The organism is Pseudoalteromonas sp. BMB (assembly GCF_001709235.1).
In the GTDB taxonomy this organism is placed as follows: Bacteria; Pseudomonadota; Gammaproteobacteria; order Enterobacterales; family Alteromonadaceae; genus Pseudoalteromonas; species Pseudoalteromonas maricaloris.
This window is the reverse complement of sequence record NZ_MBQA01000116.1, coordinates 1-12,957: the sequence shown is the minus strand read 5'-3', so window position 1 is coordinate 12,957 and position 12,957 is coordinate 1. Positions and strand designations below refer to the sequence as shown.

Below are 12,957 nucleotides of genomic sequence, written 5' to 3'. Positions count from 1 at the left end.
ATGGACTTACAACCGCATTATTCTATTAAAGCAAATGGCAATGAGGTATCAAAAACACTGAAGAACCGCTTGGCTGAGCTCAGTGTTACAACACGCACGGGACTGGCGAGTGATACCTGCTATGTACGATTTGATAATTTAGCTGACGCGCCCATTGCCTTACCCGCACCAACGGATCAACTAGAAATTGCGATGGGATATAAAGAAGGCACCAAAGATCAGAGTGCTCCCTCAACCAAATTAGGTATTTTCGAAGTGGGCGCTTATGAATTGACTGGCCCCAATCGCTCGTTGACGTTTTATGGTAATAAAGTGCTGTGGGATCAAGATTTTAAGGCATTAAAAATACGCTCTTGGCCAGAGCTGGGTAAGGATGAGCCGCTGATGCTGGACAAACTTATTCAAGACATTGCTGGTGAGTATGGGCTGCAGGCAAAAATAGGTGATGCCTTTCAAGGCCGAGAAATACCGCACATTGAGCAAAGTGAAAGCGATATGCAATTGCTAAGCAAGCTTGCCGTGCAGTTTGATGCAATCATGAAGATTGCGGATGACAAGCTTATATTTATGGCTAAAGGTACTGGAAAGTCGTTAACTGGCAAAGCTTTACCTAGCGTGACGGTAAGTAAAAAGCAGCTGGTTTCATGGCAGCTTAATGCTAATCACAACAAGTTAGTCAAAGGGGTGCAAGCTTATTTTTACGATAAAGCGTTAGCGCAAAAAACATTGGTAAGTGTCGGTGGCGGTTCACCTAACACGACACTCTCTTACGTTTATCCTAATGAAGCCGAAGCACAAACCGCGGCGACGGCCATGTTACAGCGTTTAAATCGAGCGCATACTAGTGTGCAGCTTTGTGTGGTTGGCGACCCTAACTTACTAGCAGGTGGCGTGATAACTATCGAAGAGGTTGACGATAATCTCAACGGTGACTGGTTTGTCTGTGAGGTCAAACATGTAATTAATCACGCCGGCTTTAAAAGCTATTTAGTATGCGAAGCATTAGGTTAAGTTTGAGCTAGTACAAGTTAAATCCCACATTTTTTATACCAGGCGTCAGTGATTATCCCATTGAGCGCTTCCTTCCTTAATTTTTCCTTTCTCCCTGTGTCCCGCACAGGGTGTACTTTTATCTTATCCATCATAGGTGAGATATCACCCTTTCTCCATGTGGGCCATCCTCATTTTGAGGCTCTGGCCTCTTTCCTACCTGTAATTCGATGTAATGGTGTAAGTCAGAAATAGCTTCTACACTGCTGTAAAGCTTCATGACTTGAACCACTGTAAAAAGGATTACAACATGTCACATCACTGCAATCAAAATCCCATTGTTTCAGCTGCGATATACCCACCCATTGGAGTAATGCGGGTTGGTAACAGCCCTGATGAATTTTTTATTGGTCCTGAGGTCGATACCGCCATTCCAAGAGATATGAATTACTATCGCGATAGCACTGGAGCGTTGAAGCGCCAAGCCGCGCGATTTCGTATTTATGGATTGGACGCCGAGGGCAACATCGTTAAAGAACTCACTTGTGACGATGGTGCTTCTATCATTTGGCATGCACGCTTGGCTAATCAAAAAGCATCTTGGTATGAGTTTCAATTAGCGTTGGATATTCCAGAGGCGGCTGAAGCCGAGCCGAGTTTACTGCGCAACCTCAATGTAAACGACCGTAACAGCTTGCTCATTGATGGTGGGGCGCAGCAGATCAGTGGTATTGCTTCAGGGGGCGGTTGTAGTCGCTTTGAAGGATGCTTTGCCGGTAAAAAAGTGTACTTAGGCGAAATGCGTACCGATGATAAGGGCCGCTTACTTATGCTTGGTGGGCACGGGGTGTCAGAAAATCCTCAAGGCCACGAGGCGATCACGTTCGGTAATAATGAAGGCTGGTACGACGATACTTCGGACGGCCCTGTAACTGCTGAGGTTAAATATCAAGGCAAAGCACTTGATGTGAAACCAGCATGGGTTATTTGTGCGCCACCAGATTACGCACCAATGCAAAAATCTCCGCGAACCATGTGGGATTTAATGCGTCAGGTTGCAGTTGACGCCAAGATGCTACCTGCACCTAAGGGTAAGCCTTCCTTTAGTAAAGACATTCTGCCAATTTTCCAAAGGTTAACCGATTTACAATGGGTTAATGCGGGATTTGCCGCTGGGTTTGGCTGGAATAGCCCCTTTGATTTTACTTCAGAGACTTGGATCAGCCGTTTAAATGACAATTCACGCACATGGCAAGAAGCAAGACGTAATCTCTTTAATAACTTTAGACAGATAGAAAAAGTCACCACGGCGGATGAAAAACATAGTTGGAACCCTAAATTTGCCGCTACCGCTCCGCAGTTGTGGCCTTGGTTGTACGGCGATGCGATGAGTGTAGATGCCGATGACTCGCCAAGGCAGTTTGTCACCCTGACAGACATTCAGTTGAATATGTTACAGCAGTGGTCGAATGGCGAATTTGACTCTGATTACGACCCTTGTTATTGCCCCCCAACCAGCATTGATGAAATTCCGGTTGCTGAGCAGCCTGAGATGTTAACTAAAGCGGCGATGGAGTTCTGTTTAGCGGATGCTTTCCACCCTGGATGTGAAATGACTTGGCCAATGCGTACAGCGGGCATGTATAGCGAGGCTTTCCGTCTTAAACATTCAGAAGATACTGCACCGACCCACGGCACCAATTATGGCGTGGAAATGACATCAGAAATAGCGCTGCATTCGAGCGGCCCATTAAAAACAGGGCAGGTTGCTGGTGGCATTACACGTTGGATGGCCATTCCTTGGCAAACAGACACCGCGAGTTGTCGCGATGGCTACAATGAAGCTTACGACCCTTATTTACCGACCTTTTGGCCTGCACGAGTGCCAAATAATATGCTTAGCGAGCAAAATTATCACCGGGTAGTCGATGAAACTAAGCCATTTGCAGAGCGGCAAGCAGCATTTAATGACCGGGAGCTGTGGCTAAACGATTTGCCGATAGGCCCTTCAACCAACTATATCGAGCAGATCAACAGTATGATCACTGGGTTTGGTCAATTGGCGGTGGTATTACCGAAGACAGAAAAAGGCGTAACTGGTTTTCCAACCACCATGCAAGTAGGGTTAACACCAGTCAAAGCGGAAAAACTGCTGGCTGCGGATAATAACGAAAGCATACGAGATTGTCGTCCTGACTTGTCACAAACCGACAAAGCACATCGCCGGAATCGCAAATAATAAGGGCTAATATGGCTGAAAGGAAATCGGATATTGTAATTGTAGGTGCAGGCATTGCAGGATGCATTGCTGCACTTGCTTTGCATCCCCACTATCAGGTGATAGTAGTCGATAAGCTCGCTACAGCTAAAGACAAAGTGGGCGAGTGTTTACCGCCAGCGGCCTCTAGAATTCTCAAAAAGCTTAACCTGTTGCACTTATTACAAAGCCCGGAACATCTCACTTGTCACGGTATGATTTCGTTTTGGGGCAGTGAATCGCCTACCATAGTGGATAACGTTAAAAACCCCGATGGTTTGGGGTGGCACATTCATCGGCAGCATTTTGAACAGCAACTTCGTGATCAATTAGTGCTTCGTGGTATCCCTTTGTTATCTTCTACAAAGCTCACTGATGTGGTGCAAACACAATCAGGGTGGCAAGTTAGGGTTGAAGGCTGCGACACTGACATGTCTATCACGACAACACTGCTTATTGATGCCACCGGTCGCGCCTGTCATCTGGCGAGGCGACTCGGTGCAAAACTACAACAGTTTGATAAGCAAATGGCACTGTGGCTTACCGCAGAGGTTGCCACGACGAAACAGTTTGCGGTGATAAGCGATGAAGAAAATGGCTGGTGGTATAGTGCGCCGAGCGCGGCATGCTCTTCACTCGACTCTAATATGCAGCCTCGGGTGTTTTCTTGGCAGGCTTGCGCTGATGCGATCAAAAAGTGCAACATCACCAACGCTCGAGATTTTTTAGCCAAAGTAAAGCAGGTGAGGGGGTTTAACACCTTAGTGGACTTGGTGGATATAGAAACAGCACACTTGCACCCAATGGTAAGTGCAAATTCGGCCCGTTTGGATAGTTGTGCAGCAAAAGGCTGGTATGCGGTGGGTGATGCGAGCATGAGTTTTGATCCGCTCTCTTCGCAAGGCATGTTGCATGCCATGACTAGCAGCATGCAACTTGCGGATATGCTGCTGTTGCACGGCATGGATTACAAACATGGCGCAAAACTATATCAGTCGCAAATGGATAGAGTGTGGATGCGCTACCTTGAGCATCGACAGCACTTTTACGAGGGGTCAAAGTTAATCGGTTAACAGGTATTATTGTTTTGATGCTGAAAAAGTAGCAGGTAACGATAATTGAGCTACTGTTTAAAGGTATATAAATAAGCCGCGTTTGGTTTAAGGAAGCTATATGCCTATCCAGCAAGATAACATTGAAGAAACCTTGTTTTTCAGCCAGTTACTAAAGCAAACCTCAGCAATAGAATTATTAAAACAAGTACTTATGCATTCTCATCATGCGGTGGTTGTCACCGATGCAGATAGGGAAAATGGCTATCGCATCGTCTACGCCAATAAAAAGTTTTGTACGCATACGGGTTATGAGCTCGCAGAACTTGTTGGCAATTCCCCTGCGATTTTACAAGGGCCTAAAAGTAATAAAAGCGTTATTGCTAAGCTAAGTGATGCCCTTGAGCGCAACGGCTTTTTCTATGGCTCCTCTATTAACTATCGTAAAGATGGCAGTATGTATCCGGTAGAGTGGAATATTTCCGCTATTCGTAATGAACAAGGAGAGGTGACGCATTATATTTCGATGCAAAAAGACTTAACTAATCTGCGTCGACTCGCAGAACAAATCCAAGAGTCGACAGAAGTCTTTAAGAAGTTTTACTTTAAAATCTCACATAATCAGGCATTTGTTGGGCCTGAAGCGCGACGCCAAAGAGATCGAGGAAAGATTGCGCCAGAGGCAATTGAGTTGTTTGATGAAACCCTCGAAGAGCTCAAGAAAAATGAAAAATTACTCAACGGTAATTTACGCTCAGAAGCCGCCAATGATCTATTCGATGATGCTTTTTTCGATATGGGCCCAGACGACCTCGGAGCATTTTCAAGTAAATTGCAAAAAGAGGCGGAATCTGCCAGCGAATTTTGGCTTGAGTGTCCGATAGAAGGCGATGATGTTGCATGTTTACTTGAAGCCGTAGAAGAGGTGGATGCCGAAGTTGGCCTTATTCAAGCCAACGGATATTCACAGCAACGTATTGAACTAATTGTAAAATTGTACAAAGAATTGGCTAATAGCTTGTATTTTTGTGTTGAGTTTAATGATGGCGCGTTATTAATTGATGAGGTTGCAGAATGTTTAACGGCGCATTTGCACGACAAAGATATTCCCGTTGAGATGCTGGTGATGTTTAACAAAGATTTATTTGTTTGGATTAAAGAAGTGTTTGAATCGAAAGAATGCGACAACATCTATAGTGGTGAAACCAATACCATTGCCGCTGGCCGTCAGTTGATTGCGATGCTTAAAATGTCTGAATAAATGTTGCCTAGAGGTGGCGGTGAACACTCACCTATTCGCTGCCGCCAGTGGAAGCTGAATATGAGCAATTGCGCCTTGTGCTTCTTTACGATTGGTTAAGCTCAGTTTTCCGTTATGCTGTTCAACGATATTTTTAGCTAAGATGAGGCCAATCCCTTTACCCGCTGCTTTAGTGGTGTAAAAAGGTACAAATAGGTTGTCAGCGTTCTTTATGCCATGCCCTTCATCGAGTACTTCAATACCTGCGAATTTATGATTGTGATATGCTTTGACGTAAACAGCATTGCGCTTACCTCCCGCTTCCAAGGCATTTTTGATCAGGTTTACAAGTGCTTGCTCAAGTAAGCTTTGATCAATTTGCAGCGTAAAGTTCTGTTCAATGGTTAATCTCACGCGATTGTCGAAAAGCCCTACGAGCGGTGTTAGTAAGTCATTTATGGATATCGCTTCTATATGAAGTTGATGCTGTTTTGCAACGCTTGCATAGCGATTAACAAATGACATCAGGCCATCGCTGCGCTGCACAATCACGCCAAGCGCTTGTTCAAAATCGGCTTGATTTTCTTGCGTGGTGGGAATTTCGATCAAGGTTTGAGCAAGTGACTTAATCGGCGAGAGAGAATTATGAATCTCGTGGCTGAGCACTCTGATCATTTTTTGCCAAGCGTCGCGCTGAGCTTGACTGACAACCGCTTGCACATCGGTCAGGATCACTAAGTGCGCCTGCATGCTTGCAATGGTAAGCTCGCTATAGCGAAGCTGCCACTCATCACCGAGAGTAGGGTGGTTAAAGTGCCAATGGCCACTATGATACTCAAGGCTGAACTTATGCGCTTTTAATAAACGTAGGCTTTGCCATGGTTTGCCAATCCAATTTGAGAAGGCTTCATTGGCATGCACCAGTGCAGTATCGTTATCGAAAATTGCGATGGGGCTGGGCAGTTGTTCAATGAGTCTAAATAGTAATATGGCCTGGTGGTCTCGCTCTGATTTGAATGATTGCAGCTGCTGACATAATTGTTGTGTTTCTTGCTGCAAACTGTGAAGAATGCCCGAGCTGTCAGAGGTGTAAAAGCGCTGCCCATACTCTTCGTTTTTGATCGCCTCTATGGTGGTTGAGAGGTGATAAAAAGGTTGTATCAGGCGCTGTTTAAAATGATACAACAGCAGTGCGAGCGGACAAAGGACAAGGATAAAGTAGGTGATAACACAGAGTGTTGAGACCTCAAGGATGACCATAAAAAAAGCGCTGAGTACGGTGAACAGAAGCCAAATTACCAGGTAAAAAATCTCGATAGTCTGTTCAAAGTTAGGCTTTTTCATAGGCAAGCTCATCGCGTTTTAATATCGAACTTATCAAGGCGACGATATAGCGCACTTTTACTGATCCCAAGTAAAACCGCAGCATCTTCCACATTATCATGGCATTGGCACAGCGCCATTTTAATCAATTTTTGCTCGGCTTGATCTAGCGTCATCATTTCAGGCTCACCTTGCTCTGTGGTTACCACAGATTTTAAAGAAAGCGCGCTTTCTTCAATTTCAGTGCCATCACACAGTAAAATCGCACGTTCCATCATATGACTAAGTTCACGGATATTACCCGGGAATGCGTAACTTTGTAGTCTTGTTTTTGCTACATGAGACAAAGGTTTTACGTCTAATTCATAGGCCGTTGCGTGCTTTTGAATAAAAAAGTCGGCCAGTGGAACTATCTCAGTGCGACGCAAGCGCAGTGGTGGGATCTCAAACTCCATTGTATTTAGTCTGAAATACAGGTCACTACGAAATTGACTTGCTTGTTGTTGCGACTCTAAATCTGCATTAGTTGCGCTAATGATTCTACAGCTTGCATGCTGCGTTTTGCTCGAGCCAACAGCTTCATATTCCCCTGTTTCTAATACTCGTAGTAGCTTCGCTTGTTGAGGCTCTGTGAGTGTGCCTACCTCATCCAAAAACAAAGTCCCTTGCTCAGCCATTGAGAAACGACCTTGTCTATCCTGTTTAGCGTCAGTAAACGCACCTTTCACATGGCCAAACATTTCGCTTTCAAACAGTGACTCTGGAATGGCCGCCATATTGGTGCTCACAAAGTTGCCTGTGATGTTACTTTGCTGGTGGATGTAGCTGGCAATTTGTGATTTTCCCGTACCATTTTCCCCTCTAAGCAATATATTCGCTTTGGTTTTGGCAATCCGATCCAGTTGGCTTTTTAGCGTTTGCATCGCGGGGCTTAACCAGAGTAATGTATCAGCATGGTCTACATTTGGCGCTATTTTAGCTGTAATTTGTTGGGGGGAAGCAGATTGTTGGTTTGCAGCGATTTGCTTTAGCCCTAAATGCTTTTTCACCATCATTACCACGGCGTGGTTGTCCCAAGGCTTGGCAAAAAAGTCTTTGGCGCCGCGCTGCATGGCTTCGACGGCGAGTTCGACGCTAGACCAAGCAGTCATCGCAATAAAGGTTGCGCTACTTTGGCTTGCATACTGACTCAAAAAAGCGAGACCTTCATCGCCGGATGTCGTATCAAATTCATAGTTCATGTCTAGCAGTACAATATCAATGTCGTGCGCATTGAGCTGCTTAGCAGCACAATCGAGACTACTACTTTTGAAAATGGTAAAACCGTGGTTTTTTAGTAAAAACTGTAAGCTAAGGCGGATATCGGCCTTGTCATCAACGATTAAAATTGAACCTTGCATAGTGTGTTATAGGCAAAGGGCGTTTACACGCCACGCTTTGCCTACTCATTCCTGTTGTTATTATTAACTTATTCGTTTCTTAGCGCTTTTATGGGATCTTGGCTTATCACCCTTCGCACTGGTAAATAGCTTGCGATGAGCGCAGTCAGCAGCATGATAGGGATTGTCACGATAACGGCGAACCAGCTCACAGAAATAGCAGTTGTGCTTATCTTTGTCAGTATCCCATATCCGATTGCAACGGTTAATGCACTCACTCCAAGGCCAATCATTACCGGTGTAAGACTCTGCTTGAGCACTTGTGCTATCAGTTTGTGTGTATGTGCGCCCAACGACAAGTGAATGCCAAGCTCATAGCGACGCATTTGTACGCTGTAGTTGAGTACGCCGTAGATCCCAGCGCCAGCTAGGCTTAAGGTAAGAGCTAATAGGGCGACAGTCAACATTGCTTGCAGCCAAGTTTGTCTTAGCCTTTGGGTTAGCATGTCATCTACAGGCTCAAAGAAAGCAAAGTTTAGGCTTGGATGAATGGCCTTGAGAGCGTGAGTTAATTGGACTTTAGACAGTGCAGAATTCCCCTTGATAATAAAAGATGTGCTGCCTTCAGTGACAGGCAAGTAATAGCGCTCTAAGGTATAGCCTCGGTTGCCCGTGGGTACGTAAATATCACTCACAACCCCAACCACTTTTCTAGGCACCTCTCTGTCTGCATAGAGGGTTTGACCGATTGGATTTTCATCTTTGTACAAACGCTTAGCGAGAGAAGCTGAGAGAATTATTTCATTGTTGTCTGAGCCTGAGGCCATGATTGGTGTAAACCGGCTTCCTTGCTCAAGTGGCAGTGAAAGCGCAGTGAAACCGTCTTCGTCGTAAAAGGACAAACTGACGATACCGATCAGCGCGATATTTTGATCATACAAATAGTTTTGCCATCCCATTTGTAGTGGTGAAGTGTAACTTGCTGATACCGATGCGATGCTCGCTTGATTGGCTAAAAGCTGCTTGATTTGTTTGCCAAGTTCAAAGTTATCGATTTCTGTGGCACTGCCATCGATACGGACATAGTACAAATGCTCAGTATCAAATCCTGTGGGATGGGTCATTTGCGCGTATGCGGGAACTAATTTGTTGGCCGCTAGAAAGAGTAAAATACTGGCAAAGCATACTTGTAATGCCACCAACACTTGACGAGTACGCTTGGAAATTTGCGCGCCAGTGCCTTTACCGCTGCTGTGTAGCGCATCTGTCAGGGCATGATAGTTTACTTGTTTGCTGGTAAACCAGGCGATGAGTAGCGCTATTATCAGACTCAGTGCACAAGCAACCACTATGGTCGGCCAGTCCAGAGTTAAGCCCTGCATGCGACTAAATAAATAGCTCAAGTCGTTTGCTAACCAAACATTCAACCACTCGGCAAGCAATAATCCGAGTATAGTGGCTGCGCCCACTAACAGGATGCTTTCGCAAAACATACTGACAAAAATGTGAGTAGGCTTTGCCCCCAGTGCCGCTTGAATTGCCATGGTGCGCTGTTTTTGCGCAGCCCTTGAGAGAAATAAATTAACCACATTGGTCAGGGCAATGAGCACCAAAACCGCTGCTGAGAACAACAAGGTAATGGCGAGTTCATCACTTCGTGCAACGATTTTGTCACGCAGTGGTGTAAACTGAGCGCCAATTCGCGTGTTAGGCGCTACGTTTTCACGGGATTGGTAAAGCGTGTTAATCTGTTCGCCCAGCGCATGATTCATCTGCTCTATGTTAACACCCGCTTTCAGTCGAGCGATACCGTTAAACTGGCTACTGATGTTATTCCAGTGCGAGGTGGTGGTGACAGGCTCCGGAAAGCTACTAAAGCCGCTAACGGGAAAGCCACCAAAGATCTCAGGCACTTCAAACGCTTCTCCCGTTACTCCGATAATTTGATAGCGTTCACGATCTATGGATGTGTAGCTACCAACGATATCTGGATCGGCATTAAAGTGCGTTATCCAAGACTGGTAACTCAAGACTAAAACTTTTTGTTCATCGCTGACGCCTTCGTCTTGCTTTAGCGCGCGACCAAGATGCAGTGGCGTACCTAACAACTCAAAGAATTCGGGAGTCACTCGAATAATGTCTACCGTGGGCATATCCTTAATGTCCATAAAACGAGATGATACGAAATGCATCATCGTCATTTTGTCGATAAATTGCTTATCTTGATATAGCTGAAACTGGGTCGAGAGCAGTTGGAATCCATATTGGGTTTCTCCATTAATGGTTTCGCTTTGATCGGTCACCCACAGCTTATCTGCATCAGGATAGGGTAGCGGTTGCGTGATCAATCTATGGTTGATATTAATCACTACCGTTAGCGCTGCTAAGGTTAATGCTAGGGTGACAAGTACGGTAAGACTAAACCCTGGAAGCTTCCTAAGATTTGACAGTGCGAGCTTAAATTCCTCTTTTATCATCCCACCATCTCCAAATTCATTTCATCCACCATCACCCCATCTAACAAGAACAGTTTACGTTTTGCCATGTCTGCATACCTAGGGTCGTGGGTAACCATACACATGGTTGTGCCCTGGGCGTTTAGGTCGCTCAGCATGTTCATTACCGCATCGCCATTTTTTGAGTCCAAGTTTCCTGTAGGTTCGTCAATAAGCAGAATATCTGGCTGATTGGCGAGCGCACGGGCGATGGCGATACGTTGCTGCTGTCCACCTGACAGTTGATTGGGCTTATGCTCTGTTCTGTGGGTCATTTGTACTAACTCCAAGCAAGTCATTACCCGTTCTTTTAACGCAGTACTTGAAAGTGCGGTGCTACTGTACTTGATAGGTAAGGCGATATTGTCAAAGACGTTCAATTCATCGATGAGGTTAAATGACTGAAACACAAAGCCAATATGTTTATTTCTTAGTGTGGCTCTTTGATTGATGTCAAGGTTACTGACATCGTTACCCGCAATTGTGTAGGTGCCGGTGCTTGGGCTGTCTAATAAACCAAGAATATTTAGGAGTGTTGATTTGCCGCAGCCCGATGGGCCTGAAATTGACAGATATTCGCCCCGAGTTACATTGAGGTTTACACCACGCAGTGCCAGTGTTTCCATTCCGCCGAGGACAAACTTTTTAGTGATGTTTTTAAGTTCAATAACGTGTTTATTATTCATTGTTCTTCCTTTGGTTTGTTATTTGCTCAAAGTCACTATGGGTGTGTCGGCATAAGATGCCATATCCGACAAAATAAACTGCTGATTTGTCGAAGCGCCACTAAGCAGCTGAATATGCTGTGACGTTTCTGCGCCATAGTGTACTTGAATTGCATGGGCTTGTTGTTTTTCTTTATCAACAAGATATAAGGTTGCTTGGCTATAAGGTTTTGCACCGACGGGTTTGTCGATGAACAGTGCGGAACTCAATTTGTCGATAGAGACTTTTCCCTCAATATTTAGCTCGGGGCGAGCACTCGCGGGCAGACTTTTAGGCAGTGTCACCTCAACTTCAATATTGCCATTTTGTACCATTGGATTAATGCGCGACACTTGGCCTTCAATTAAGTCGTTACGGGTATTGATGCTCACATGCTGAGCCAGCTTTATTTGCTGGGCATAGGCTTGTGGGATCTGCAATTGCGCATATAAATCTGTGGTGCTACCAACTAACACCAATTGAGTGCCAAGAGAGACACTTTGTCCAAGTTCCACATGAAGTTGTTGCAATATTCCTTTGATCCCAGCCCGTACAGTGAGCTTATTCACCCTATCTTGCACCAATAAAAATGCTTCATTACTGGCATCAATATTCGACTGCGCAAGCTGCAGGTTGGCTTTGTGTAAGGTCTGCAATTGTGATATTCGCTGTTGTTCAATATTAATGCGACGTTTCAGCTGGCGATGGGTAAGTACCGCGCGTTGGTAGTCGAGTTTAGAAACAACTCCATCTTCAACCAATTCTCCTTGAGCAGTAACCTCCAGCTCGGCACTTTCTAACTCAGATCTCAGAATTTCCAAATCCGCCTGATGAGACAGCAGTTCTCGTTGTTGATTGATATCGAGCTGTAGATATTGGTCTTGCGATTGCGCCAAACTGCGTTTGGCATCTTTTAAAGATTGGGCCAAATTTGCATCTTGTAACCTCATGATGGTGCTGTCGGGGTTAACTTGTGCACCCGGGCGCAACACAATTTCTTCAACCGTGGCATCGCTTGCGGCACTTATCAAACGCGGCGTTTTCGATTTAAGCTGACCATATCCAGATACACTGACTTCTAAATCTCCTTGCTGAACCTCCGCAATCCATGTTTTTGCCATAGGCAAAGATGCCTGCGCTGAGGGTTGTAATAGCAGCCATATAATAACTACGGCGAAAATAGTTCCGCCAACAGCCCACAACCAGTTAACCTTGTTGCGTTTTTTATGTTCGACTTGTATATCCATGTTGATATCTCTGGTGGAATGAAGGTTGTTATTACTCAGTAGATAACAAGTCACATGCCAAAATTTAATTAACTGAAATTATTGGTTTTTTTACTTTCTCTGTTTGCAGGGAAGGAGTGCTTTTTGCGGTTTCGAAAATAAAAATTGTGGTTTTGGGATGAGTTAGTACAGCATTTTTGTTGAATTTATGTAATTTTTTGTTGCAGTTTGGTTCGTGGTCTGGTTTTATTTGGCATAGAAAAAGATGTAAGGATAACTACTAATTATGA

The 12,957-nt window shown here is 44.9% G+C and carries 9 protein-coding genes; 4 read left to right on the top strand and 5 right to left on the bottom strand.

What is annotated here, in order from left to right; all coding sequences use genetic code 11:
* The 4 genes from BB427_RS08330 to BB427_RS08315 all read left to right on the top strand — a co-directional run bounded on the left by BB427_RS08330 (position 1) and on the right by BB427_RS08315 (position 5,560).
* Positions 1–1,011, top strand: a complete 1,011-nt coding sequence (locus BB427_RS08330; protein WP_069020239.1) for a phage late control D family protein — start codon at positions 1–3, stop codon at positions 1,009–1,011.
* A gap of 289 nt (positions 1,012–1,300) precedes the next feature.
* On the top strand, positions 1,301–3,229 hold the full coding sequence (locus BB427_RS08325) for a LodA/GoxA family CTQ-dependent oxidase (RefSeq protein WP_069020237.1): 1,929 nt from the start codon (positions 1,301–1,303) through the stop codon (positions 3,227–3,229).
* Positions 3,230–3,240: 11 nt separating this feature from the next.
* Positions 3,241–4,320: an NAD(P)/FAD-dependent oxidoreductase gene (locus BB427_RS08320; RefSeq protein ID WP_069020235.1), complete on the top strand. Its 1,080-nt coding sequence runs from the start codon at positions 3,241–3,243 to the stop codon at positions 4,318–4,320.
* Between the two features lie 100 nt (positions 4,321–4,420).
* Positions 4,421–5,560 (top strand): PAS domain-containing protein, encoded by a 1,140-nt coding sequence (locus BB427_RS08315; RefSeq protein ID WP_069020233.1) that lies wholly within the window; start codon positions 4,421–4,423, stop codon positions 5,558–5,560.
* Between the two features lie 27 nt (positions 5,561–5,587).
* Here the strand turns inward: BB427_RS08315 and BB427_RS08310 are convergent, their stop codons facing one another.
* From BB427_RS08310 to BB427_RS08290, 5 genes are all read right to left on the bottom strand, one after another.
* On the bottom strand, positions 5,588–6,883 hold the full coding sequence (locus tag BB427_RS08310) for a sensor histidine kinase (protein WP_254663607.1): 1,296 nt from the start codon (positions 6,881–6,883) through the stop codon (positions 5,588–5,590).
* A gap of 8 nt (positions 6,884–6,891) precedes the next feature.
* The gene (locus tag BB427_RS08305) at positions 6,892–8,262 is read right to left on the bottom strand and encodes a sigma-54-dependent transcriptional regulator (RefSeq protein WP_069020228.1); all 1,371 of its coding nucleotides are present in this window, start codon (positions 8,260–8,262) and stop codon (positions 6,892–6,894) included.
* A gap of 68 nt (positions 8,263–8,330) precedes the next feature.
* Entirely contained in the window at positions 8,331–10,718 is a 2,388-nt protein-coding gene (locus tag BB427_RS08300) for an FtsX-like permease family protein (RefSeq protein WP_069020226.1), read from the bottom strand.
* The gene (locus BB427_RS08295; RefSeq protein ID WP_069020224.1) at positions 10,715–11,422 is read right to left on the bottom strand and encodes an ABC transporter ATP-binding protein; all 708 of its coding nucleotides are present in this window, start codon (positions 11,420–11,422) and stop codon (positions 10,715–10,717) included. Before BB427_RS08295 ends, BB427_RS08300 begins: the two co-directional genes overlap by 4 nt.
* 18 nt (positions 11,423–11,440) lie before the next feature.
* Positions 11,441–12,688 carry an efflux RND transporter periplasmic adaptor subunit gene (locus BB427_RS08290; protein WP_069020222.1) on the bottom strand — a complete coding sequence of 416 codons (1,248 nt, stop codon included), beginning with the start codon at positions 12,686–12,688 and terminating at the stop codon, positions 11,441–11,443.
* Positions 12,689–12,957 lie beyond the last annotated feature (269 nt).